We start from the raw sequence: 22,758 nt of genomic DNA, 5'->3' as shown, positions 1-22,758 counted from the left end.
CCGATCCGCCCGTGCCGGTCGCAGATCCGGAGTACCGTTTCTCCATGGTCCGGGTGGCGGCGATTCAGCTCGAGCCGGTGCTCGCGGACATCGACGCCAATCTCCAGGCGTGCGAACGGCTCGCGACAGCGGCCGGGGTGGCAGGGGCCGAGATCATCGCCCTGCCCGAGTTCTTCTCCACCGGTATCGGATTCAGCGAACGACTGATCGATGCGGTCCTGCCGCCGGACGGGCCGGCCACCACGCTGCTGCAGTCGATCGCGAGCCGGTTCGGCGCGCTGGTGGGCGGGTCGTTCCTGTGCCGCGACGACGACGGCCAGGTCCGCAACGCCTACCTGCTGGCCGGCCCCGACGGGGTGCTGGGCAGGCACGACAAGGACCTGCCGACGCTGTGGGAGAACGCCTTCTACATCGGCGGAAGCGATCCGGGCATCATCGAGGCCGGGAACTACCGGGTCGGCGCCGCGGTGTGCTGGGAGCTCATGCGCACCGGCACCGTCCGGCGGTTGCGCGGCAACATCGACTTCCTGATGAGCGGATCGGGCTGGTGGTCCGTGCCCGACTGGCCGCCCGCCGTGCTGTTCGAGCGCATGGAACGGGCCAACGCCGCGACCGCGCATCGCGCCGCCACCACCTTCGCCCGCTTCATCGGCGCGCCGGTCATCCACGCGGCGCACACCGGACCCCTCGACTGCGGGTTGCCCTGGATGCCCGGCGACTACCACGGTCGTTTCGAGGGCCTGGCCGTGATCACCGATGCCACCGGCGCGGTCGTCGCCGCGCGGGAGCCGGGTGCGGGCGCGGGCATGGCGCTGGGCGACATCACCCCGGGTTCGACCGCGCCGCTCCAGGATTCGCCGGACCGGTTCTGGCTGCACCGCCGCGGCGCGCTCCCCGCGTTCGCCTGGCACTACCACCGCTGGCACGGCCGGCGCTGGTATCGGCGGCACATGCTCACCGGGTAGGTCCGCGCACCGGTCACCCGGCACAGCGCACCGAGCACTTCCGGCACGGGAGCGAATTGACAGGAGCCTTTCCCGGGCAGTCGCGTAAAACTGTGCCCGGGAACGCTTCTCAGCGCGCGGGGGCGAAGCAGCTCGTGGGGAGGTCTACCAGGGAGCAGAGGGCGGGGGCGCGGACCGGGGCATAGTTCGGGGGGACGCCGCCGGTCGTGGTGATGTCGCGGTAGGCCCAGACCGCCTCGGTGGGGCGGCGGGTCAGGGACGGGTCGGAGGTCACGTCGACCGTGTAGAGGCCGAAACGGGGGGAGTAGCTGCCCCATTCGTAGTTGTCGGTGATGCTCCAGTAGTTGTAGCCGATCACGTTCATGCCGTCGGCCTTCGCGCGCTGGACCCAATAGACGGTGTCGCGCAGGTGGTCGGCGCGGGTCATGCCGTCGGTCGTGGGGGAGCCGTTGTCGCTGGGGATCCCGTTCTCCACGATGTAGAGGGGGCGGCCGGGGAACTTCTGGGAGTAGCGGCGCAGGACGTAGTAGATGCCCTCGGGCTCGATGATCAGGCTGGTGGGCTGATTGGTCAGCAGGGCGGCCACATTCGGCGGATCGGACAGGGAGCCACCGTAGTAGTAGTCGATGCCGACATAGTCGAGTTTGTCGGCGACGCGGTCCACGAACAACGCGTCGTCCTGGGCTGCGGTCATGGCGGAATACCCGATGTTGCTGGTCACCAGCGCACCGGGCTGACGTGCGTGGATGTGGTCGTAGATCGCGCGGTGCGCGGCGACCATGCGATCGATCATCGCGGAGACGTCGATCGCGCCGATGCCGCCGATCCGCTGTTCCTGCGACACGTAGGCCAGCGGCTCGTTGAAGGTCACCCACAGCGGATCATCGCCCGCGTACCGGTCCACCACCGCGCGCGCGTTGCCCAGCCAGTCCTCGACCATGCCGGGATTGCGCCAGCCGCCGCGATCGACCGCCCAGCCCGGGAACACCCAGTGATCGAGGGTGATCATGGGTCGCAAACCCGCCGCGCGGACCCGCGAGATCAGGCCGTCGTAGAACGAGAAATCCCACTGTCCCGGATTCTGCTGCACCCGAGCCCATTCCACGCTGATCCGGAAGACCCCGACGCCCATGTCGGCGGCGTGCTGGATGTCCTCGCCGTAGCGGTTCAGGAAGTCCACGGAATTCCGATAGTCCTGGGCCTGCCCGGAGGCGGCGTAGCGCCGCCAGTTGCTGTCGGGCGCCGAGCCCTCGCTCTGGAAGCCGGAACTCGATACGCCCCACAGGAAATTGCCGCCGACCGGGGGCGGCCCCGGATCGGCGACGGCGCTCCCGGGCGTGGTGAGCGCGCCCGAAACCGCCAGAACGATGCATGCCAGGATGAACACTGCACGTTGTCCCATCGCATCGAGGGTACTTACCCCCGAGCGGGTTTCGCGGCGGTCCGATCAGATTGGGCGGCAGTTCATCCGGCCGCTGCCGCCGCCACCCGCGTCGAGTCCGATTCGTGCGGTTCGGCTTCGGGAATCTCGGTGCCGCGCAACGAACATCCCGCGGTCTCGCGCAGGAAAGCGCACGCGACCAGGCCGATCAGGGACGCGCCGACCATGTACACCGCCGGGAACAGATTCCAGCCGGTGTTCTCGATCACCGCCTCGTTGACCAGCGGCGCGGTACCGCCGAACGCCGCCGTGGACACGTTGTAGCCGAAAGCGAAACCGGCATAACGCACATGGGTGGGGAAGATGGCCGGGAAGGTCGAACTGATGGTCGCCAGCTGCGGCACGTACAGCAGCCCGATCACCACGAACCCCACCACCGCCCAGACCGGGCCCAGCGCCATCAGCGCGTACATCGGCACCGCCAGCACCGTGAGTCCGATCAGCGAGAACCGCCACATCGGCCGCCGCCCCACCCGATCGGACAACCGCCCGAAGAACGGCAGCGACACCATCATGACCAGCTGGCCGATGAGCATCATCGCGGTGGTCGTGGACTCGCCCAGCCCGATCGTCTTCTGCAGGTACGTCGGCTGATACGTGAGCAGCGTGTAGTTCACCACGTTGAGCGCAATCACCAGCCCGATCAGGGTCAGCGTCTCGCGCCGGTACGTGGTCAGCACCTCGCGCAGCCCGGCCGGCGGCGTGTCCTGCTCGGCGACCTCGACGAACACCGGCGACTCGTCGAGCTTCGCACGCAGGTACCAGCCGATCAGGCCCAGCGGCAAGGCGATCAGGAACGGAATCCGCCAGCCCCAGTCGTACATGGTCTCCGAGCCCAGCACGAGCTGGCAGGCCAGCACCACCGCCGAGCCGCCGACGAAGCCCGCCATGGTGCCGAACTCCAGGAAGCTGCCCAGGAATCCGCGTTTGCGGTCGGTCGCGCACTCCGCGAGATAGGTTGCCGCGCCGCCGTATTCACCACCGGTCGAGAACCCCTGCACCACGCGCAGCGCGATGAGCAGCAGCGGCGCCCACCAGCCCACCGTGTCGTGGGTCGGCAGCAGGCCGATCGCGCCCGTGGCCGCGGCCATCAGCAGGATGGTGGTGGCCAGCACGACCTTGCGGCCCACCCGGTCGCCGAGCGGGCCCCACACCATGCCGCCGAGCGGGCGCAGCAGGAACGATATGGCGAAGCCCAGCATCGTGCCGAGCGTCCCGAGTTCGCCGGGGAAGAAGGCGGCGGTCAAATAGGTTGCGGTGGCGGCGTATACGCCGTAGTCGAACCATTCGGTCGCGTTGCCCATCGCGGACGCGGCGACCGATCTTCGCAGCGGGTTCGCCGCGGTTGTGCTCCTCATCGTGCCTGCCTTCCCAGCCCGCACCACGGACCTTCCTCGGTACCGCCGCGGCGCAGAGAACGCCGAAGCTTTCGCACGGTAAGAACCGTTACCCGGGCTCACGGTTTCTCAAACCACGGCGGTCGCCGGGTGTTCGCCCGAGACATGCCCCGACCGGGGGCGGGTACCGGGTTTGTGACACCGGTCACGCCGGGCGGATTTCGCGGGCGGGGCGAGGCTGTGCGGCCGGGCGCCGTCCTGGATTTCGGCCGGGCGCTACCCCCGGAATTCATCCGGCACCCGGTCGGTCGATCGGGCCCGGCTCTTCGGTGGGGCTCGTGACCCGGCCGGTCGGCCGGATCCAGCTGTTCGGTCGAATCCGGCTGTTCGGTGAGGCTCGTGACCCCGCTGGTCGGTCGGGCCCGGCTGGTCGGTGAGGTGTTACTCGGTTCCGGCTGATCGAGCCCGAACCGGGCGGGACAGCGTGATATCCACGATCAGTTCCAGGGTGTACTCGAATTCGCGCTCGCGATCGAACCGCGCCAGCTGCCCGGCCGCGGCCGCGACCTCGGGCAGGCCCGAATTACGCAGTGTGCGTTCACGTTCGGCGATGTCGTCCGGATCGGCGGTGCCGAACGTGGGACCCGCCGACACCTCGCGCAGCAGCGTCCCGACGAGGGTGGCCATCACGGTGCGCAGCAGGTGCACCGCCGCCCCGGGCTCCCGTCCGGTGCGCCGCAGCACGGCCAGGATGCTCTCGATCGGCGCGAGCCCGGTCAGCGAGGACAGCTGCCTGGTGAGCACGAGCGTCGCGGCCTCGGGATGAGCGAGGGTGACGCGCCGGAACTCGTGCGCCATCGCGCGCAGGTCGTGCTCGATCGAATCGGTCGGCCGGGGGATCCGCAGCTGCGCCAGCAGGTGTTCGGCGACCGCGTCGAGCAGATCGTCCTTGCTTTCCACATGGTGGTAGAGGCTCTTGGCATCCACCCCCAGGACCCGGCTCACCGACCGCATGCCGACCGCGGCGATGCCGTCGGCGTCGATGACCGTGAGCGCCGCCGCCTGGATCGCCCCGCGCGAGAGCTGGGCCTGCGCCTTGGGCGGCCGCCCGCGGCGCGGTGCGCCTGCGGGTCGCGACGTCGGGGCAACCGGTTCGGTCATGGCACCCATCCTGCACCACCCTTGCTTAATTCCACGTCGTGGGTTTACTCTACCGAATATACCCACGACGTGGAATTAATGGATTCGCGGGTCGTCCCCGATCGAACGTTCAGGAGATCGCCATGGCCGATCGTTTCGCCATACCGTCCGCCGAGGTCCTGCGGGCACGCGAACGACTGGTGCTCGACCACTTCCACGACGAGGTCCGCCACGCCTGGGACGACGTGCTGGCCACCTTCCCGCACCCGCACTACGAGATCATCCCGACCCTCACCGTGCACGACGGTGACGCCCAGGTGCGCGGCTACTACCGTGACACCCGCGTGGCCTTCCCCGATCAGGACCACGAGATCATCGCGCTGCGGCACAGCGCCGACGCCGTGATCGTCGAATTCTGGCTGCTCGGAACGCATTCCGGACCCCTGGGCAGGATCCCCGCGACCGGTTCGCGCCATCGCACGCGGATGAGCGCCTACTTCGTGTTCGACGACGCCGAGAACCTGATCATCGAACGCATCTACTTCGACACGCTCACCATGCTCAAACAGTTGGTCGGTGGGCTGAACCTGCGTGATCCCCGCACCTGGCCGCTGGTGGTGCGCGCGGTGCGCGGTCTGCTGGCGATGTCGAGCGAACCGGATCAGCGCCTGGTCCGGACCCCGCCCGCGGATCTGGCGGTGTGACGCGCGTGCGAGTGCATCACCTCAATTGCGGCACCATGCACCCGATCGGCACGCCCGGCGGCCTGGTCTGCCACGTGCTGCTGCTCGAAACCGCGCGCGGGCTGGCGCTGGTGGATTCGGGTCTGGGCCTGCGGGACAGCCGCACGCCGGGCCCGCGCTTCGGACCGGGCCGGTTCTATGTGCGGCCCGTCTTCGATCCGGCCGAGGCCGCGATCACCCGGGTGCGCGAGCTCGGATTCGACCCGCGCGACGTGCGCGACATCGTGCTCACCCATTTCGATGCCGACCATATCGGCGGGCTGGCCGATTTTCCCTCGGCGCGGGTGCATCTCACCGCGACCGAAGCGGATGCCGCCCGCCGGCCGCGGACCTTCGTCGAACGCGGCCGGTACCTGCCCGCGGGGTCGGCGCACGGCCCGATACTGGTGGAACACGAACCGGGGGATGGGGATTCGTGGCGCGGGTTCACCCGTGCGCTGGAACTGTCCGACATCGCCCCCGGTCTCGTGCTGATCGGCCTGCCCGGGCACAGCCGCGGCCACGCCGCGGTCGCCGTGGACGCCGGGCAGCGCTGGATCCTGCACGCCGGTGACGCCTTCTACCACCGCGGGCAGATCGACGGCAGCGGCGCGGCACCCCTGGCGCTGACCGGCATGGAACGCTTCATGGCCTGGGACCGCACCCGGGTCCGCGCGAATCACGAACGGCTGGCCGAACTCTGGGCGGCCGCGGATCCGGATCTGCTGCTGGTCAACGCGCACGACCCGGTGCTGCTGGATCGAGCGCGCACCGCGGCGGCGGACTTGCGGGGACTGTGACCCTCGGCCGTCCACATGGTGTTCGGCCGAAGGCCTGTCCGTTCGACCGTCTACCGGCCGGTCCGTTCGTCTCGTAACGACCGCGCGGCCAGCCCCATCAACCGCAGCCCGTTCGGGGTGAAGGCGCCCGTGCCGAAGATCGTGATCCCGGCCAGGGCGCAATACGCCGCCGCGGTGTGCAACAGCAGCAGATCACCGGTGTCACCGGGACCGAACGGGCAGCCGTCGCCGACGCCGGTGGTGATCGCCTCCAGGGCACGGGCTATCGCGAACTCGTGGTGCAGCGGCACGGCCCGCGAAACCAGCTGCACCAGCTCGTCCTGGAGGTCGGCGATGTGGACCGTCTGACCCGCGCAGAAGGCGACAGTGTGCAGATGCGCTATCAGCGTGCCAGCCTCCTGCATGGTCCCGTCCAGCGCGGGTCTCCCCGCGTCGCGAATGTCCGTCGCCGTCGCGGCGACGCGGGCGTGGTCGTGTTCGAGGTAGCCGGCGACCAGGTCCAGCAGCAGCGGCAGGTACGGGGTCGGGCCCGTCGATGGGGGCACGTCATGATGTTCGGTCACGCCGGGCCTCCGGATGGGCGGGCACCCGGCGGAGTCCGGTTCGCGCGCTCGTGTGCAGGCCCTGTCCGGTTCGGTGGCATGGGCGCAGCTCCCTCGCACTCGGGGCGCGAGTGCGCACCACCTCGGGGGGCGATCGCGCCTGATCCGGATGTGAACCGTCCGCGGTGGGGCAGCGGAGGCCCGGGTGGGGGTGAATCTCCGGGCCTCCGAGCCCGTTCCGCTGGTGCAGCGAACCTGCGCGGAGGCCGGCTTGCCACAGGACGGAGCCGCGCAGACGAAACGGAGAACAAATTCGTTTCGCGAACAGCACCCTAGACGCCGCGTCGTGCCCCGCGCGGGGTTAGCGCGAGCTTTCGTTTTCGGTATATCGAGTCGCGAAAGAGCTCGTCCGGCAGCCGGATCCGACCCGGACCCGCGGCCCCGCGGCCGATGAGATCCGCGGCCGCCGCTGCCGCGGACGGTCGCAGCGGCCCGATTGCGGGTGAATCGCGGATTCCGAACCGCTCGAAAGGGCATGCTGTGGAACAGGTTCAGCGGGGGCGGGGATGACGCAAGGGGATGACATGGTCGATCCGGGGTTCGTGGAGATTCGACGCGCGCAGTTGCACACGCGGGAGGCCGAGGAGACCGTCGAGTACGTGTCGAAGCTGTACACCGGCAACATCATCCAATTCCAGCGGGCCGCGCCCGGGGCGAGCGTGCGCAACTCCGTCACCGCGGCCGGATCGGTCATGGCCACCGAAATCCGCAGCACGGTCGGCTATATCGGGCATCTCGCCCCGATCGCGGGCAGCGTCTACTTCCAGCGCACCCTGGCCGGCAACATCCGGCTACGCGGGGACGGCCACGACATCTGGCAGCAGCGCGAGGAGTACTCGGTCTACCCGATGAACGTGCCGATCCGCGCGGACTGCGAGAACCACGACGTCGACATGCTGCACATCCCCGACGCGGTCCTGGCCGACCTGGTCGCCGCGCAGGGCGTCGACCCCGCCGCCTTCCGCTTCGAGTCGCTGGTCCCGGTCGACCGCGCCCGGGAACGGTTCTGGGGCAAACTCTTCGAACTGGTCCACCACGAGATCGCCCTGGCCGACCCCACCGTCATGACCGACCTGGTCGTCGCGAACCTGGCCCGCACCCTGGCCGCGGCCGCCCTCACGGTCTTCCCCAACCCCACCATGGACCGGCATCGCAGCACCGACCCCGCCGCGATCAGCCATACGGCACTACAGCGCGCGGTCGATTACCTGCACGCCCATCCCACCCGCCAGGTCACCGTGGGCGATCTCGCCGCCCACACCGGTATCGGCCCCCGCGCCCTGCAATACGCCTTCCGCAAGCGGTACAACGCGACGCCCATGGAGTACCTGCGCCGGCTCCGGCTCGAACAGGCCCACCAGGACCTGCTCTCGGCCACCCCCGGCGACGGGCGGACGGTGGCCGCCGTGGCCGCTCGCTGGGGCTTCCCCCAACCCGGTCGCTTCGCCCAGCTCTACACCCGCACCTACGGGCATCCGCCCAGCCAGACGTTGCGGCACTAGCCGCCGAGGCGTGCCGGTCGCGGCTCACCACGTCCGGTACGCCGATCCGCTTGGGCCCGCCGGACCTCCTCGCTCTCACCCCGTCGCGCGTCACCCCCTCGCCTCGGCCCCGATCCTGTGGAACTCGAGGTCCTCGACGCGGATACCCAGCGCGGCCAGGTTCGTGTAGTGGACCGGATTGTGATTGCCCGGCCAGACGGCGGGCACGCTGACCAGCGCGTACTCGCTGAACTCGATCTTCCACCGGCCCGGGACCGCGTCGGGCGGCGTCGAGGGACCGACACCGGTGATCCGGGCGAGCAGGAAGGCGCTGCCGTGCGGTTCGCCGCCGTCGGCGTAGGGCTCGTCGTTGTGGGCGTTCTGGGTGCACACGAGCCATTCGCACCGCTCGACGTGGGCGGGACTGAGCTTCCAGGACTGGGATCCGCCCTCGGTGACGATCTTTCCGGGGCTCTTGGCGGTGAATACGACAACGGTGTCTTCGATTTCGCTCATGGACCGATGATGTGGACCCGCCGCGCGGGCTGTCTCGGTTTTCGCGACGTTCGGAACCCCTGTGCGCGAAGTTGATTCGAGCCGCGCGGCCGGCCGCCCACGGTGCTATGGACACGTACGGGCGGTCGCCAGCCCGAGGGCGATCGCGGCCGGGGACAGCGGCCAGAAGCGGGCCCGCGGCAACCTTCGGGACACCGGGACTGTGGCGGGTCCGCCGCTCGGCCCAACCCTTCGCCGTGCGGTGGGATCCGCACCCGATCGCGGCGCGTGCATCGCGACTCGCCGCCGCGACGATCGATGCACGTGGCGGTGCGCGAAATGCCCCCGCCGACCCGATCTCGGGCGGCCGACGTGCGCGAACGGCGGTATTTCGGCAGGTCGGCGCAGGCGAGGGTGCCCCTGACCTGGGGGTCTCCATCGACTGAGATAAAATCGGTGGTTCTTGTGTGTCGAGGCGACGCACAGTCGGGCAGCAATCCACCAGCACGCACACGTAACTAGGAGACGCTTGTGATCACCGCGACCGACCTGGAGGTCCGGGCCGGAGTCCGCACCCTGCTGACGGCGCCGGGCTCGGCGCTGCGGGTGCAGGCCGGCGACCGGATCGGCCTCGTCGGCCGCAACGGCGCCGGGAAGACGACGACGCTGCGCATTCTGGCCGGTGAGGGCGAGCCCTACGCCGGCAAGGTCATCCGTTCGGGCGATCTGGGATACCTGCCGCAGGACCCGCGGGAAGGCAATCTCGACGTGCTGGGCAAGGACCGGGTGCTCTCCGCGCGCGGCCTCGACAAGCTCATCCGCGACATGGAGAAGCAGCAGGCGCTGATGGCCGAGGTCGCCGACGAGAAGGAACGCGACAAAGCGGTCCGTAAGTACGGCCAGCTCGAAGACCGCTTCTCCTCGCTCGGCGGCTACGTCGCCGAGAGCGAGGCGGCCCGCATCTGCAGCAGCCTCGGTCTGCCCGATCGCGTGCTGGCCCAGCCGCTGCGCACCCTGTCCGGTGGTCAGCGCCGCCGAATCGAGTTGGCGCGCATCCTGTTCGCGGCCTCGGACGGCAGCGGCGGCAAGTCCGACACCACGCTGCTGCTGGACGAGCCCACGAACCACCTCGACGCCGACTCCATCACCTGGCTGCGCGGGTTCCTGCAGAACCACGACGGCGGGCTCATCGTGATCTCCCACGATGTGGAACTGCTCGGCGACGTGGTGAACAAGGTGTGGTTCCTGGACGCCGTGCGCGGCGAGGCCGACATCTACAACATGGGCTGGAAGAAGTACCTCGACGCCCGCGCGACCGACGAACAGCGCCGCGTCCGCGAGCGCGCCAACGCCGAGAAGAAGGCCTCCGCGCTCAAGCAGCAGGCCGCCAAGCTCGGCGCCAAGGCCACCAAAGCCGCTGCGGCACACCAGATGGTCAAGCGGGCCGAGCGCATGCTGTCCGAGGTCGACGACGTGCGCGTGGCGGATCGCGTGGCGCGCATCAAGTTCCCGAATCCCTCGGCCTGCGGCAAGACCCCGCTCATGGCCGAGAACCTCACCAAGCTCTACGGCTCGCTGGAGATCTTCACCGGCGTCGACCTCGCCATCGACCGGGGCAGCCGCGTGGTGGTGCTCGGGCTCAACGGTGCGGGCAAGACCACGCTGCTGCGCATGCTGGCCGGCGTCGAGACCCCGACCGCGGGGCAGCTGGTGCCCGGATTCGGTTTGAAGGTCGGGTATTTCGCGCAGGAGCACGACACCCTCGACGATCAGGCCACGGTGTGGGAGAACATCCGGCACGCGGCTCCCGATGCGGGAGAACAGGATCTGCGCGGTCTGCTGGGCGCGTTCATGTTCTCCGGCCCGCAGCTGGAGCAGCCCGCGGGCACGCTGTCCGGCGGTGAGAAGACCCGTCTGGCCCTGGCCGGGCTGGTGTCCTCGGCCGCGAACGTGCTGCTGCTGGACGAGCCGACCAACAACCTGGACCCGATCTCGCGCGAGCAGGTCCTGGACGCGCTGCGCAGCTACGCCGGCGCGGTCGTGCTGGTGACGCACGACCCGGGCGCGGCCGAGGCCCTGAACCCCGAGCGCGTCATCATGCTGCCCGACGGCACCGAAGATCATTGGTCACAGGAGTATCTGGAGCTCATCCAGCTCGCCTGAGTCCATTTCGTCCGATCCCGGACGAGAATTATTTTCGCCGCCCTGCCCGGTCGTCCCTCGGACGGCCGGGCAGTGTGCTTCGAAACCATTGCTGGCGTGCGGTTTTCGTGTGAACGGACCGACCCGTATCCGGCTGATCTTGCTGTCGGTGAGGCGGCCGCACACCTCGAAATCTGGGCTGTTCGCCCGATTTTCACGCGTTTCGACACGCGGGCGTTGCTCACTACGTGATACCGATCACAGCGTTTCATTGATCACGGCCTCTCGAGCCCCTAACCTGGAATGAGGCGCCCACGGCGACTCGGAGGAAGTCATGAGTGACAGGCCCGCACAGGGTAAAGCCGTATTGGGTAAAGGCACACGCGTGACGGGAAAGTCGCGAGACCGCCTGCAAACCCAGCTCAAGAAGCAGTACGAGGCGGGGGCAAGTATCCGCTCGCTAGCCCGGGAGACCGGGCGGTCGTACGGCTTCATTCACAATGTGCTCGTGGAGTCGCATGTGCAACTCCGCAGCCGCGGCGGGGCGAACCGCCGCAAAGCCGTCGGTAAGGCGAGTGCCAGAGCCGGTAGCAAGTAGCCGAGGGTATCGACGCGGCCGAACGGAGAAATCCGTTCGACCGCTTGCGATATCGCACGCCTACCTACCGGTGACGGTCCCGTCGCCGAACACCAGCAGGTTCGCCAGGCTCTCGAAGATCGGTAGCCCGGTCTTGATCTCGAGATAGGCGAACTGGCCCTGCGGGTTCACCTCGAGGAACCAGAATTCGCCATCGAGGCCGACCCGCAGATCCAGTACGCCGAACGCCAGTCCGAGCGCGCCCATCAGCGTGCTCAGCGATTTGCTGACCGAGGCGGGCAATCGGTCCGCGGTGAAGGCCACCGAGGTGTCCAGCCGCGAATCCACCCGCCCCACACCGGCTTGCGAGTCGATCCGCACCACCCACTCGATGCCGTCGACCCAGACGATGCGCAGATCGCATTCGGCCTGCACGTAGTCCTGGAAGATGGTGGGGGAGTTGCGGATCGTCGGCAGCCGGTGCAGGTCGCCCGCGGTGACGATGCGGGTCTCGGTGAACGCGCCGCGGCCGGTGCCGGTGCGCTTGTACACCACCGGCCCGGGCCGCGACTCGATGAAGGCGCGCGCTTCGTCGTCGTCATTGGTGATCAGGGTCTCCGGCACGGCGAACCCGGCGCGGTAGGCCGTCTCCAACTGCACGATCTTGCGATTGGCGGTGCGGTCGGCGCCGGGGTCGTTGACCCACAGCGCCGGGATCGACCAGAGCATGCCCTGCAGGAACCCGTCGCATTCGGCCTGCCGATAGGTGTCGTCTTCGGTGCGCAGGCTGGCCGGCACCGCGGTGGGCTGGGGTCTTCGCCACCAGACCGAGTTGACTCCGTCCAAACCCATGATGTGCGACAGGGATCGGGACGTACCGTCCCGGGCGAGGCGGAAAGTTCCGTTCTCGCGCGGGAAGTCGCGCATGTCGAGCCGAATCGGGCTGAGGGCGTGGTGCTTTCGCAGCGTGGCGGCGAGCGCGTCGCCGTGCAGATCATCGGCTTCGGTGACCACTAGCACCGAACCCGTTGTGCGGGTGGTCATGCGGGTGAGCCCTGTTCAGTCGAGGCTGTCGCAGGCCGCGCCGTCGTCACTGCCGTTGTGCGAGCGGGTCTGGCAACAGGTCATGGTGGCGCCGCCGATGCCGGGCCGGGTGCCGATCTCGAGGCCCCGGGCCCACGCCTCGGTGAGCGCCTGAAGTTCGTCGTCACCGCGCGCGGGGGTGTGATCCTGCGGCAGGGTCAGCGGGCGGTCGGTGAGTTCGATGCGGCGGCGTTGCGTGAAATCCGCTGTGGCGCCTGCGCGCACCCGCACCAGCACCGGGCGCCCCTCGCAGAATCCCTGCGCCGCCGCAACTTCCCAATCGGTGAGATCGAGAATGTCGGCGCGCCGCAGGGTCCAGGTGCCGTCGGTGACGCGCACCGTGAGGTGGCGATCCGTGGCGCCGATGAGGTAACCCGATAGCGGCGGCGCGGTGCTTGCGACGATGGTTGACGCGGGCGGGCGGAGGGCGCCGGTCATGCTGATCTCCGATCTGCTCGGGATTTGCTGCGGAGCCGAGCGTGACCTGAATCATAGCCCGTCAGGGCCCTCGTTCGGTTCGCAACGCAAGATTTCACGGGCCGCTGGCAAACTCTGCCGCAGACCCGGAAACCCCTCCAGCCGTATGTTTTTCGCCTCCGGCGCGAAGCTAACGAAGTCCGAGCACCTCGGGCGCGTCGGCGATCTCCAGCAGCCGTTCGCGCGGGTCCGCAATGAGCTTGCGGGCACGCAAATCGAGGATTCCGCTGACTACGTCGACCTGGTCTGATACGGTGCCGTCCATCTTCGTGATGAACTGGCGCATGGTGAACACTTTGCCGCCACTCCACTCGAATTCGCAGCTCACGGTGACTTCGTCACCCAAATGCAACTCGCGCAGATACTTGATGGTGGTCTCCAGGACGACCGGGCCGATGCCCGCCGCGACCATCTTCTCGCCCGGAACGCCGCCCTCCCGCAGCAGTTCCCAGCGCGCGTGCTCGGCGTACTGCAGATACACCGCCTGATTCAGGTGCCCGTTGATATCGAGCTCGTAGCCGCGGACGGTAATGGGAACGGAGAAGGCCATGAAACCTTCAACCTGCTCCCGGAGTGCGCGCATTCCCCGTTCCGCGTGGTCCGGCGCACAGTTCGGGCGATTGCGGGGCTATCGCCGGGCGGTGTGGCCGGCGGCGATTTTCGGGCGCGGCGGGCAACTGCCGCGCGAATCGTTCAGCGGCGATGGGCATTGCGCTCGGCCCACCACGCGGGCGCGTCCACGAAGTGGTTGTCGAATTCCTCCTGCGCCGCGGCGAGCTCGGCGAAATCGGATTCACCCTTGGCGATGCGGTCCAGCACGCGGAAGTATTCGAACCGTTCGACGCCCGGCATCAGCGCGATGAGAATGCGCGCCGAGCTGTCCGGGGTGGCGCCGAAGGCGTGCGGCATCAATTTGGGAACGATGACGGATCCGCCGGCGCCCACCGTCACGATCCGGTCACCGGCAAGTAGCTGGAGCTCGCCCTCGGCCACGAAGAAGAGTTCGTCGGAGCGGGTGTGGAAATGCGGTGCGGCCCCGTCGGCACCCTGCGCCATGGTGACCTCCAGGCTGCTGACCGCTCCGCCCGCGGCCTCGGAGTCGATGAGCAGGCGCATGGTGACGGTGTCGGTGCCGAGGGTTTCGGCCTCGTGCGGCTGGCGGATGACGGCCTGGCGGTCGGTGGTGTTCATGCGGTTCTCCAAGTAATTCGATGCCATATAGTTCGCTATCGAACTATATGGCATCGAATAGAGTGTGTCCATGGGTGAGACGAATACGGACGCGGTCGATGTCATCACCGCGCAGTGGCGGCGCGAGCGGCCCGATCTGGAACTGGAGGCCATGGCGATCATCGGCCGCCTGGGCCGGCTCGCCGCGGTGGCCGGAAAGAGGATAGACGCTGTCTTCGGCGCACACGGCCTGCAGCGCGGGGAGTTCGATGTGCTTGCGGCGCTGCGTCGTTCGGGGAAGCCGTACCGCCTCAACCCCTCGGTCCTCGCGGACACGATGATGCTGTCGCGCGCCGGAATGACGAGCAGGCTGGACCGCCTGGAGAAGGCGGGCCTGGTGCGCCGCATCGCGGACGCGGAGGATCGGCGCGCGATCCGGGTCGGGCTGACCGAGCAGGGCCTGACGGTCGTGGACGCGGCCGTCACCGACCACGTGGCGAACGAAACGCGCCTGCTCGCGGCACTGACGGACCGCGATCGCGAAGAACTCGACCGTCTCGTCCGGCTGCTGCTCACCAGCCTGGAGCGCGAGGAAGCGTAGCGGCCGAGAAGGCGGGGATCGATCCCGCGATGAGCCGGACGGCCACGGGGGCGGGGATCGAACCCGCGCCCTCCGACGTGTCGTGACGGTGTTCTACCGCTGAACTACCCCGTGGCCGCGATCGAGCATAGTGAGCGTCCCCCCGGCTCCGCAGCTCAATTCTTGCGGCGCACAGAGGCTTCCACGAGATCGAGCACGGCGGAGAGATTGTCGTTGGCGTGCCCGGAGGCGATGCGGGCGATGAGGCCGTCCAGGATCAGATCCAGGTAGCCCAGCAGCACCGTGGTGGGCACGTCGTCGCGCAGCGCGCCTTCGGCCTTGCGGCGTTCGAGGCGGGCGACCGTAGCCGCGGTGAGCTCTTCCGAGCGCTCTTCCCAATTGGCGCGGAACTCGGGATCGTTGCGCAGCCGGCGCGCGATCTCCAAACGTGTTCCCAGCCAGTCGAAGTCCTCGGGCCGCGCGAGCATGTCGCGCATGACCTGGACCAGGCCCTGAGTGGCCGCGACCTCGGCCATGCGGGCGGCGTCCTCGTGGGCCAGGGCGAGGAAGAGGGCGTCCTTGTCTCGGAAGTGGTGGAAGATCGCGCCCCGGGACAGACCGGTCGCTTCCTCCAGGCGACGCACGGTGGCGCCCTCGTAGCCGTACTCGGCGAAGCAGCTGCGCGCTCCGTCGAGGATCTGACCGCGACGGGCGGCGAGGTGGTCGTCACTGACCTTGGGCATGGACTCCTCCGAAACGGGGTGTGCGGGATCCGCGCACCGGCGAACCGGAGCGCGGATCCCGCACTAGCGACGAGCGAAACGATCCCAGCGGGATCGTGTGGCGGGCGCTAAATCGTGCCCGCCACCGAACTCGGCTGCGAAACAGCCCTTCTCAGCCGAGTGTCGAGCCCGTCCCGCCGCGGCGGGACAGGTCTTTCAGCCGCGAATCATCGGCTCATCCCCGCACGATGTGCGGGGAGTGCATCAGCCGCGAATCATGTTGCGCAGCACGAACTGCAGGATGCCACCGTTGCGGTAGTAGTCCGCCTCACCGGGGGTATCGATGCGCACGACCGCGTCGAACTCGACCTTCGAACCATCCGCCTTGGTGGCGGTCACCTGCATGGTCTTCGGAGTCACACCCTCGTTCAGCTTGGTGATGCCCGAGATGTCGAAGACCTCGGTGCCGTCCAGGCCCAGCGACGCGGCGGACTCGCCGGCCGGGAACTGCAGCGGCACGACGCCCATGCCGATGAGGTTGGAGCGGTGGATGCGCTCGAACGACTCGGTGATGACGGCCTTCACGCCCAGCAGGCTGGTGCCCTTGGCGGCCCAGTCACGCGAGGAACCCGAGCCGTACTCCTTGCCGCCCAGCACGACCAGCGGGATGCCCGCGGCCTGGTAGTTCTGCGAGGCGTCGTAGATGAAGGCCTGGGGCGCGCCTTCCTGGGTGAAGTCGCGGGTGTAACCGCCCGAGACATCGTCCAGGAGCTGGTTGCGCAGGCGGATGTTCGCGAAGGTGCCGCGAATCATGACCTCGTGGTTACCGCGACGCGAGCCCAGGGAGTTGTAGTCCTTGCGCTCGACACCGTGCGAGTCCAGGTACTGCGCGGCCGGGGTGCCCGGCTTGATCGGACCGGCGGGGGAGATGTGGTCGGTGGTGACCGAATCGCCGAGCAGCGCGAGGACGCGGGCGCCCTTGATGTCGGTGACGGGGCTCGGGTCCATCGACATGCCGTCGAAGTACGGGGCCTTGCGCACGTAGGTCGAGTTCTCGTCCCACGCGAAGGTGTCGCCCTCGGGGGTGTTAAGGCCCTGCCAGCGCTCGTCACCGTCGAAGACGGTGGCGTAGGACTTGGTGAACATGTCCCGGCTGATCGCCGACTTGATGGTGTCGTCGATCTCCTGCGGGGACGGCCAGATGTCCTTCAGGAAGACGTCGTTGCCGTCGGTGTCCTGACCCAGGGCGTCGGTCTCGAAGTCGAAGTCCATGGTGCCGGCGAGGGCGTACGCGATGACCAGCGGCGGGGAGGCCAGGTAGTTCATCTTGACGTCCGGGGAGATACGGCCTTCGAAGTTACGGTTGCCCGAGAGCACCGCGGTCACCGAGAGGTCGTTGTCGTTGATCGCCTTGGAGATCTCCTCCGGCAGCGGACCGGTGTTGCCGATGCAGGTGGTGCAGCCGAAGCCACCCACGTAGAAGCCGAGCTTCTCGAGGTACGGCCACAGGCCGGCCTTCTCGTAGTAGTCGGCGACGACCTGCGAGCCCGGGGCCATGTTGGTCTTGACCCACGGCTTGGAGGACAGCCCCTTCTCGACCGCGTTGCGGGCCAGCAGGGCCGCGCCCAGCATGACCGACGGGTTCGAGGTGTTGGTGCAGGAGGTGATGCCCGCGACCACGACGGCGCCGTGATCGAGCACGAAGTCACCGCGCTCGGGGTCCGAGACCTTGACCGGCTTGGACGGGCGGCCCGCATTGCCGTTGGCGGCGTTGGGAACCGGGGTGTCGTCGAACGCGGTGCCGGAGGCGACCGGATCGCTGGCCGGGAAGGACTCCTCGATCGCCTCGTCCAGCGCGGTGTGCGGGACCGGATCGTTGGTGTAGGTGGTGATGTCCTTGCGGAACGCGTTCTTGCTGTCCGACAGCAGGATTCGGTCCTGCGGGCGCTTCGGGCCGGCGATGGACGGCACCACGGTGCCCAGGTCCAGCTCCAGGTACTCCGAGTAGGCCGGCTCGTTGTCGGCGTCGTGCCACAGGCCCTGTTCCTTGGCGTACGCCTCGACGAGCGCGAGCTGCTCGTCGCTGCGGCCGGTGAGGCGCAGGTAGTTGATGGTCTCGCCGTCGATCGGGAAGATCGCCGCGGTGGAACCGAACTCGGGGCTCATGTTGCCCAGGGTGGCGCGGTTGGCCAGGGGAACCTCGGCCACGCCCTTGCCGTAGAACTCCACGAACTTGCCGACGACGCCGTGCTTGCGCAGCATGTCGGTGACGGTGAGCACCACGTCGGTGGCGGTCACGCCGGGCTTGATCTCACCGGTCAGCTTGAAGCCGACGACGCGCGGGATCAGCATGGAGACCGGCTGGCCGAGCATGGCGGCCTCGGCCTCGATGCCGCCGACGCCCCAGCCCAGCACGCCCAGGCCGTTGACCATGGTGGTGTGCGAGTCGGTGCCGACACAGGTGTCGGGGTAGGCCTGGCCGTTGCGGACCATGACCGTGGGGGCCAGGTATTCGATGTTCACCTGGTGCACGATGCCGACGCCCGGGGGGACGACCTTGAAGTCGTCGAAGGCGCCCTGGCCCCAGCGCAGGAACTGGTAACGCTCGCCGTTGCGCTCGTACTCGAGGTCGACGTTGCGCTCGAGGGCGTCGGCGCGGCCGAAGACGTCGAGGATGACCGAGTGGTCGATGACCATGTCGGCGGGGGACAGCGGGTTGACCTTGCTCGGGTCGCCGCCGAGGGTGGTCACGGCCTCACGCATGGTGGCGAGGTCGACGATGCAGGGGACGCCGGTGAAGTCCTGCATGATCACGCGGGCGGGCGTGAACTGGATCTCGGTGTCGGGCTCGGCGCTCGGGTCCCAGTTCGCGAGGGCGCGAACGTGGTCGGCGGTGATGTTCGCGCCGTCTTCGGTGCGCAGCAGGTTCTCTGCCAGGACCTTGAGGGCGTAGGGCAGCTTCTCGGTGCCGGGTACGGCCGCGAGGCGGAAGATCTCGTAAGAGTTGCTTCCGACCTCGAGGGTGCCCTTGGCGCCGAAGGAATCGATACTCGTCACTGTCAGCTCCACTCGTCTGTGAATGGGAGGGCCACCGGCGGGGCTGTGCCGATGGCTCGTCGAGGCGCTGGGCCTCGTCCGTGCTTCACCCTAACAGTACGCTTGTCCTGTGAGCGCAACCGGCCCCCGAGCGGGCGGTGTCCGAGCCCGGCGAGGGTGCGGGAGTCTCTCATGACAAGCGCTTCGAGGTGCTCGCGTTGGCTGCGCGAGCCTCATCCAACGGGACAGCAGCAGCTTACGGCGTGCCGTGGTGAGGTGATCTGACACGCCTTGCCGTACTCTCCGTTCGTGACCGTCTCGCGCGCCTCGGTTTTCACGCCTATGAAGGCGGAACTACCGCCCAACACCAACCTGGATGCGATCGAGCTCGACCTGGCCGACAATCACGTCGCCGCCCCGAAGGGGCGTGAACAGGACGGGCTCGCCGCCATCGCCGCCGACGCGCGCGCGCATGGCATCGATCTCAATATCGTGGTGGTGCAGGGTAATCCGGGCATCGAGGCAACGCTGCGTGATCTCGCGACCGAGGTCGGCAAGCAGACCGGCGGCACCGTGGTGGTCTTCAGCGACGACTGGGTGGGCACCTCGAGCGACGCGTTCACGCGCGGCCGGCTGGAGTGGGCCGAGGACAAGGCCAAGTACCGCGGGCCCGAGCGCACCGAAGAGGCGGCGCGGACGTTCGTCGATCGGCTCGAGCAGCCGGAGACGGTGTCGTGGACGCTGGTCGCGCTGGTCGCGGTCATCGCGCTGGTGAGCGTGATCGCCGGGCTGGCGGTCGCCAAGGCGCGCCGGGCGCCCGAGCAGCAGCCGCCGGTCGAGCACGAGCGGCCGCGCACGCCGGTCGCCTGACCCGCGCGGGTCGTTCGGGACCGCTCCGCGGCCCGGCCGACCCGATTCTCGCTTTCTTCCCCTCGAGCTGACCCCGTAGCAGGTTTTCTGCGGGGTGGCCGTCCATCGATCTGGAATTCTGCGCGCAAACCCGCAAACCACCGGCAACGAGTGAATTACGGCTCGGCGCTGCCCGCGTGGCGGCCTCGTCGCGCCCCGGATGTGTCGTACGGTTCCCGATGACACTGGTGGGGAAGAAGTGTCGAAAGGGTCTTGTGAGTCCCGTGACATGGATGTTTCGGGTGGGACCCCGGTGTTCGGAGTCGACCGTTCCTTCCCCTGGCCAGAGCGAACCAGGGAGGTGCGATGCGGCAAGCGAACACGCGGCGAAAACGTCCGGTTCGTGTCGCTACCGAGTTGCTGGTAGCGCTGACCGTGGTCATGGTGGGGGCCTCGACCGGTCACGCCGTACCGCCGCCGCCACCCAATCCCAGTGACAGCGAGATCGCCGACGCGGGCGCGACCGTGGACGCCGGGGTGGGCGAGGTCGGTGCGCTCATCAATCAGGTCGCCTCGGCCGAACAGCAGCTGCAACAGCTCGACGACGCCGTGGCCGCGCGCCGCGAAGCGGTGAACAAGGCCCTGGTCGATCTGCAGATCGCCCGCGACGCCGCCGATGACGCCGCGCGCGCGGTGCTGCAGTGCCAGCGCGAGCTCACCGATGCCGGGGACCGGGTTGGGGTCGCGCACGACGAGTTCGATCGGTTCGTCACCCAGGTGTACATGCGGCCGGGTTCGGACTCGCTGGTGAACTATCTGTCCGCGCCCAGCCCCGAGATCGCGCTCGAGCGCGCCCAGGTGCTGACGATCGCGTCGACGAATCAGCGCGAGGTGGTCGGCGGGCTGCGCCGGGCCCAGGTCGATCAGGCCAATAAGACGTCGGGCGCCAAGCGCGCCCAGCAGGTCGCCGACGGGGCGGCCGCCGACGCGGACGTGAAGAAGACCGAGGCGCAGTCCGCGGTCGCCGCCGCGCAATCCGAGCTCGACCATTCCACCTCGATGCGCAACGACCTTGTGCACCAGCGCGATTCGGCCCAGCAGCGGCTGGAGGCGGCGCGCTCGCAGGTCGCGGGGTTACAGGGCCAGCGCGATGCCTTCGAGGCCTGGGATCAACAGCGCCGGGCCGAGGAGGTGGCCGCGCGCGCCGCGGCCGCCGACGCCGCCGCCCGCGTGGCCGCGGATCGCGCGTCGAGCGGTCTGGCGTCCGAGGCCGCCCAGACCCATCGCCCGCACACCCTGACCGACATCTCCCCGCCCGCCCCCAAATACGGCCAGAAACCGACCCGCCCCAGCGGCAACCGCTCGTCCCTGGTGGAGGTCGTGGTCGACCGGGCCATGTCCCAGCTCGGCGTCGAATACGCCTGGGGCGGTGGCGATGAGGACGGCGCGACCCTCGGCATCCGCGACGGCGGCACCGCCGACTCGTTCGGCGACTACGCCAAAACCGGCTTCGACTGCTCCGGCTTGATGATCTACGCCTTCGCCGGGATCGGGGTCTCCCTCCCGCACTACAGCGGCTATCAATACACCATGGGCACAAGGGTTCCCGTCGACGACCGCGAGCGCGGCGACATGCTGTTCTGGGGGCCGGGCGGTTCCCAGCACGTGGCCCTGTACCTGGGCGGCGGCCGGATGATCGAGGCTCCCCAGTCCGGCGAGGTCATCCGGGTCTCCCCGGTCCGCGAGGACGGGATCATGCCCTACGCGGTCCGCATCGCCTGACAAGGCGAAAAGACGGGATGATGTGGTCGAACCAGTTCGACGACCACACCCTTTTGACCGCCGGCTCGAACGGGCAGGGCGGTGGCCGTTGCCGGTCGGCGTGTCGGGCGAAACCATTGCTGCGTGGGCATTGGTCACGAATCGACGGGTCACCTCGGTTGTCGGTGCGGGTGGATATCGTGTCGGCGAGGTCGGCCAGTGGGGGCCTCGGGACATCCGCCTTCGGTCCACCGGTGGGGAAGTGGTGGACACCTCGATCTTGGGAGTGCTCCATGGACAAACAGCCTGAAAACGCCGAGCAGTCAACGGTTGTCGGCCGCTGGTGGTCTCGCCCGTCCAATGAGATTCCCGTGGTAGTGCCTCTCGAAGCGCTGCTCGCGCGCACGGACGACATTGTGGTCTCGCTCAACGGTGCCAGGGTGTACAGCGGGGGAGTCGAACTCTCGATCCAGGTTCATGCGCGGGCCTCGGCTCCGGTCACGGCGTTGGGCGCGCTGAGTAGCTACGGACCCTGCACCCGCGATCAGTGCCTGCTCGGGGTCGAATTCCCTGGCGGCGGCACCGCGACCAACATCAGCGATCGCGGGGCGGCGCAGACGAATTCAGGGCCGCTGCTCTCCTCGGGCGGTGGGGGAGGTGGATCCGCGCACAGCAGCTACACCTTTCAGTTGTCCCCGATCCCGCCTGCAGGAGTGATGGCGATCTGGGTGGCGTGGCCCGCGGCCTCGATTCCCGAGACCTGCGTGGAGATCGCCACCGAGCCACTGCGCGAGGCCGCCGATCGGGTCCAGGTGCTGTGGCCCGAGGAGCCGAGTTCAGCGTGGACATCGGCCCCGGCCGAGCGACCGGAGTTGCCGCCAGGCGGCTGGTTCGCGAAGGCGGTCGGCTGACTGCGCGACACCGGTCGGGGTCTGCGAGCGGATGTGCGTGGCTACTTTCCAATCATCTGACGCGCGGTATTCGGACACACTGACACGAGACGCTTTGCGCTGCGGGACAATCGACCTCCCCGACGTGCCCGCGACGGGGACCACCGACGCCGGAGTGACAGCGATGCGCGAACCGTTGAAACGCCTACCCGCGACTATGTGCCGGCTCGACGGTTGCCCGTACCCCAAACACTCCAGCACAGTGCTCGGCGTCCCGCTGTGCCAGCAGCACCAACGGATGTACCAAGCGCGTCAGACACTCGGCGACCCACTCAAACTCGGCTCGCCCGAACAGAAGTACTCGCGGGACGGGTACCCGCTCACGTAGCCGACGTCTCCAACACCACTGTGACGAGGATCCTGACTGTGGTGATCTTCGTGCTGGTCAGTACAGTGACCGCTTGCGTGTCAACGCTCATGTCCCGTGA

Annotated in this window: 21 protein-coding genes and 1 tRNA gene; 10 read left to right on the top strand and 12 right to left on the bottom strand. The window is 68.6% G+C overall.

The annotated features are described in order from the left end of the window. Nucleotides 1-44: 44 nt before the first annotated feature. Nucleotides 45-965 carry a carbon-nitrogen hydrolase family protein gene (locus ACFVBH_RS02200; protein WP_379001562.1) on the top strand — a complete coding sequence of 307 codons (921 nt, stop codon included), beginning with the start codon at nt 45-47 and terminating at the stop codon, nt 963-965. A gap of 109 nt (nt 966-1,074) precedes the next feature. Here ACFVBH_RS02200 and ACFVBH_RS02195 read toward each other — a convergent pair whose 3' ends face one another. The 3 genes from ACFVBH_RS02195 to ACFVBH_RS02185 form a co-directional block, all read right to left on the bottom strand. Then, nucleotides 1,075-2,367, bottom strand: a complete 1,293-nt coding sequence (locus ACFVBH_RS02195; RefSeq protein ID WP_378998976.1) for a family 1 glycosylhydrolase — start codon at nt 2,365-2,367, stop codon at nt 1,075-1,077. A 62-nt stretch (nt 2,368-2,429) separates the two neighbouring features. Next, nucleotides 2,430-3,764: an MFS transporter gene (locus ACFVBH_RS02190; RefSeq protein ID WP_354985332.1), complete on the bottom strand. Its 1,335-nt coding sequence runs from the start codon at nt 3,762-3,764 to the stop codon at nt 2,430-2,432. Nucleotides 3,765-4,184: 420 nt separating this feature from the next. Beyond that, complete coding sequence (locus ACFVBH_RS02185) at nt 4,185-4,904, bottom strand: TetR/AcrR family transcriptional regulator (protein WP_378998973.1); 720 nt, start codon at nt 4,902-4,904, stop codon at nt 4,185-4,187. A gap of 122 nt (nt 4,905-5,026) precedes the next feature. On the opposite strand from ACFVBH_RS02185, the gene ACFVBH_RS02180 reads away from it, so the two are divergent. Then, a complete protein-coding gene (locus ACFVBH_RS02180; RefSeq protein WP_378998971.1) occupies nt 5,027-5,587 on the top strand; it encodes an ester cyclase in 561 nt (186 codons plus the stop codon). 5 nt (nt 5,588-5,592) lie between these two features. Next, on the top strand, nt 5,593-6,405 hold the full coding sequence (locus tag ACFVBH_RS02175; RefSeq protein ID WP_379001560.1) for an MBL fold metallo-hydrolase: 813 nt from the start codon (nt 5,593-5,595) through the stop codon (nt 6,403-6,405). Between the two features lie 50 nt (nt 6,406-6,455). On the opposite strand, the gene ACFVBH_RS02170 is transcribed toward ACFVBH_RS02175, so the two are convergent. Continuing rightward, on the bottom strand, nt 6,456-6,968 hold the full coding sequence (locus tag ACFVBH_RS02170) for a hypothetical protein (RefSeq protein ID WP_378998969.1): 513 nt from the start codon (nt 6,966-6,968) through the stop codon (nt 6,456-6,458). A gap of 545 nt (nt 6,969-7,513) precedes the next feature. Here ACFVBH_RS02170 and ACFVBH_RS02165 point away from each other — a divergent pair. Beyond that, entirely contained in the window at nt 7,514-8,509 is a 996-nt protein-coding gene (locus ACFVBH_RS02165; RefSeq protein ID WP_378998967.1) for a helix-turn-helix domain-containing protein, read from the top strand. A 90-nt stretch (nt 8,510-8,599) separates the two neighbouring features. Here the strand turns inward: ACFVBH_RS02165 and ACFVBH_RS02160 are convergent, their stop codons facing one another. Then, complete coding sequence (locus ACFVBH_RS02160) at nt 8,600-9,004, bottom strand: hypothetical protein (RefSeq protein WP_378998965.1); 405 nt, start codon at nt 9,002-9,004, stop codon at nt 8,600-8,602. Nucleotides 9,005-9,514: 510 nt separating this feature from the next. On the opposite strand from ACFVBH_RS02160, the gene ACFVBH_RS02155 reads away from it, so the two are divergent. Both ACFVBH_RS02155 and ACFVBH_RS02150 read left to right on the top strand, forming a co-directional pair. Continuing rightward, complete coding sequence (locus ACFVBH_RS02155; protein WP_354985338.1) at nt 9,515-11,146, top strand: ABC-F family ATP-binding cassette domain-containing protein; 1,632 nt, start codon at nt 9,515-9,517, stop codon at nt 11,144-11,146. A gap of 313 nt (nt 11,147-11,459) precedes the next feature. Further along, nucleotides 11,460-11,723: a helix-turn-helix domain-containing protein gene (locus ACFVBH_RS02150; RefSeq protein WP_354985339.1), complete on the top strand. Its 264-nt coding sequence runs from the start codon at nt 11,460-11,462 to the stop codon at nt 11,721-11,723. 60 nt (nt 11,724-11,783) lie between these two features. Here ACFVBH_RS02150 and ACFVBH_RS02145 read toward each other — a convergent pair whose 3' ends face one another. From ACFVBH_RS02145 to ACFVBH_RS02130, 4 genes are all read right to left on the bottom strand, one after another. Beyond that, the gene (locus tag ACFVBH_RS02145; protein WP_354985340.1) at nt 11,784-12,746 is read right to left on the bottom strand and encodes a hypothetical protein; all 963 of its coding nucleotides are present in this window, start codon (nt 12,744-12,746) and stop codon (nt 11,784-11,786) included. Nucleotides 12,747-12,761: 15 nt separating this feature from the next. Further along, entirely contained in the window at nt 12,762-13,223 is a 462-nt protein-coding gene (locus ACFVBH_RS02140; RefSeq protein WP_354985341.1) for a hypothetical protein, read from the bottom strand. Nucleotides 13,224-13,392: 169 nt separating this feature from the next. Beyond that, nucleotides 13,393-13,845, bottom strand: coding sequence for an acyl-CoA thioesterase (locus ACFVBH_RS02135; RefSeq protein WP_378998961.1), 453 nt, complete (start codon nt 13,843-13,845; stop codon nt 13,393-13,395). A gap of 110 nt (nt 13,846-13,955) precedes the next feature. Then, nucleotides 13,956-14,453: a cupin domain-containing protein gene (locus ACFVBH_RS02130; RefSeq protein ID WP_378998959.1), complete on the bottom strand. Its 498-nt coding sequence runs from the start codon at nt 14,451-14,453 to the stop codon at nt 13,956-13,958. A gap of 70 nt (nt 14,454-14,523) precedes the next feature. Here ACFVBH_RS02130 and ACFVBH_RS02125 point away from each other — a divergent pair, with 70 nt between their 5' ends. Then, a complete protein-coding gene (locus ACFVBH_RS02125) occupies nt 14,524-15,033 on the top strand; it encodes a MarR family winged helix-turn-helix transcriptional regulator (RefSeq protein WP_378998957.1) in 510 nt (169 codons plus the stop codon). A 42-nt stretch (nt 15,034-15,075) separates the two neighbouring features. On the opposite strand, the gene ACFVBH_RS02120 is transcribed toward ACFVBH_RS02125, so the two are convergent. From ACFVBH_RS02120 to ACFVBH_RS02110, 3 genes are all read right to left on the bottom strand, one after another. Beyond that, a tRNA-Val gene (locus ACFVBH_RS02120) sits at nt 15,076-15,147 on the bottom strand. Nucleotides 15,148-15,188: 41 nt separating this feature from the next. Then, complete coding sequence (locus tag ACFVBH_RS02115; protein ID WP_354985344.1) at nt 15,189-15,755, bottom strand: helix-turn-helix domain-containing protein; 567 nt, start codon at nt 15,753-15,755, stop codon at nt 15,189-15,191. A 243-nt stretch (nt 15,756-15,998) separates the two neighbouring features. Beyond that, nucleotides 15,999-18,791: an aconitate hydratase gene (locus tag ACFVBH_RS02110; protein WP_354985345.1), complete on the bottom strand. Its 2,793-nt coding sequence runs from the start codon at nt 18,789-18,791 to the stop codon at nt 15,999-16,001. Nucleotides 18,792-19,079: 288 nt separating this feature from the next. Between ACFVBH_RS02110 and ACFVBH_RS02105 the strand changes: the two genes are divergently transcribed. From ACFVBH_RS02105 to ACFVBH_RS02095, 3 genes are all read left to right on the top strand, one after another. Beyond that, entirely contained in the window at nt 19,080-19,640 is a 561-nt protein-coding gene (locus ACFVBH_RS02105; protein WP_354985346.1) for a DUF6676 family protein, read from the top strand. A 345-nt stretch (nt 19,641-19,985) separates the two neighbouring features. Then, nucleotides 19,986-21,401: an NlpC/P60 family protein gene (locus ACFVBH_RS02100; RefSeq protein WP_378998954.1), complete on the top strand. Its 1,416-nt coding sequence runs from the start codon at nt 19,986-19,988 to the stop codon at nt 21,399-21,401. Nucleotides 21,402-21,751: 350 nt separating this feature from the next. After that, nucleotides 21,752-22,291 carry a hypothetical protein gene (locus ACFVBH_RS02095; protein ID WP_378998952.1) on the top strand — a complete coding sequence of 180 codons (540 nt, stop codon included), beginning with the start codon at nt 21,752-21,754 and terminating at the stop codon, nt 22,289-22,291. Nucleotides 22,292-22,758: the final 467 nt, after the last annotated feature.

This window comes from Nocardia sp. NPDC057668, from assembly GCF_042799795.1.
Taxonomy (GTDB): Bacteria; Actinomycetota; Actinomycetes; order Mycobacteriales; family Mycobacteriaceae; genus Nocardia.
The sequence above is the reverse complement of the archived record's forward strand: the minus strand, read 5'-3'. Positions and strand labels throughout refer to the sequence as shown.

Excerpts from the sequence above, each read along its gene's own strand:
- ACFVBH_RS02200 (WP_379001562.1), top strand. The coding sequence starts at position 45 with ATGGTCCGGGTGGCGGCGATTCAGCTCGAGCCGGTGCTCGCGGACATC.
- ACFVBH_RS02195 (WP_378998976.1), bottom strand. The coding sequence starts at position 2,367 with ATGGGACAACGTGCAGTGTTCATCCTGGCATGCATCGTTCTGGCGGTT.
- ACFVBH_RS02190 (WP_354985332.1), bottom strand. The coding sequence starts at position 3,764 with ATGAGGAGCACAACCGCGGCGAACCCGCTGCGAAGATCGGTCGCCGCG.
- ACFVBH_RS02185 (WP_378998973.1), bottom strand. The coding sequence starts at position 4,904 with ATGACCGAACCGGTTGCCCCGACGTCGCGACCCGCAGGCGCACCGCGC.
- ACFVBH_RS02180 (WP_378998971.1), top strand. The coding sequence starts at position 5,027 with ATGGCCGATCGTTTCGCCATACCGTCCGCCGAGGTCCTGCGGGCACGC.
- ACFVBH_RS02165 (WP_378998967.1), top strand. The coding sequence starts at position 7,514 with ATGACGCAAGGGGATGACATGGTCGATCCGGGGTTCGTGGAGATTCGA.
- ACFVBH_RS02160 (WP_378998965.1), bottom strand. The coding sequence starts at position 9,004 with ATGAGCGAAATCGAAGACACCGTTGTCGTATTCACCGCCAAGAGCCCC.
- ACFVBH_RS02150 (WP_354985339.1), top strand. The coding sequence starts at position 11,460 with ATGAGTGACAGGCCCGCACAGGGTAAAGCCGTATTGGGTAAAGGCACA.
- ACFVBH_RS02145 (WP_354985340.1), bottom strand. The coding sequence starts at position 12,746 with ATGACCACCCGCACAACGGGTTCGGTGCTAGTGGTCACCGAAGCCGAT.
- ACFVBH_RS02140 (WP_354985341.1), bottom strand. The coding sequence starts at position 13,223 with ATGACCGGCGCCCTCCGCCCGCCCGCGTCAACCATCGTCGCAAGCACC.
- ACFVBH_RS02135 (WP_378998961.1), bottom strand. The coding sequence starts at position 13,845 with ATGCGCGCACTCCGGGAGCAGGTTGAAGGTTTCATGGCCTTCTCCGTT.
- ACFVBH_RS02130 (WP_378998959.1), bottom strand. The coding sequence starts at position 14,453 with ATGAACACCACCGACCGCCAGGCCGTCATCCGCCAGCCGCACGAGGCC.
- ACFVBH_RS02125 (WP_378998957.1), top strand. The coding sequence starts at position 14,524 with ATGGGTGAGACGAATACGGACGCGGTCGATGTCATCACCGCGCAGTGG.
- ACFVBH_RS02115 (WP_354985344.1), bottom strand. The coding sequence starts at position 15,755 with ATGCCCAAGGTCAGTGACGACCACCTCGCCGCCCGTCGCGGTCAGATC.
- ACFVBH_RS02100 (WP_378998954.1), top strand. The coding sequence starts at position 19,986 with ATGCGGCAAGCGAACACGCGGCGAAAACGTCCGGTTCGTGTCGCTACC.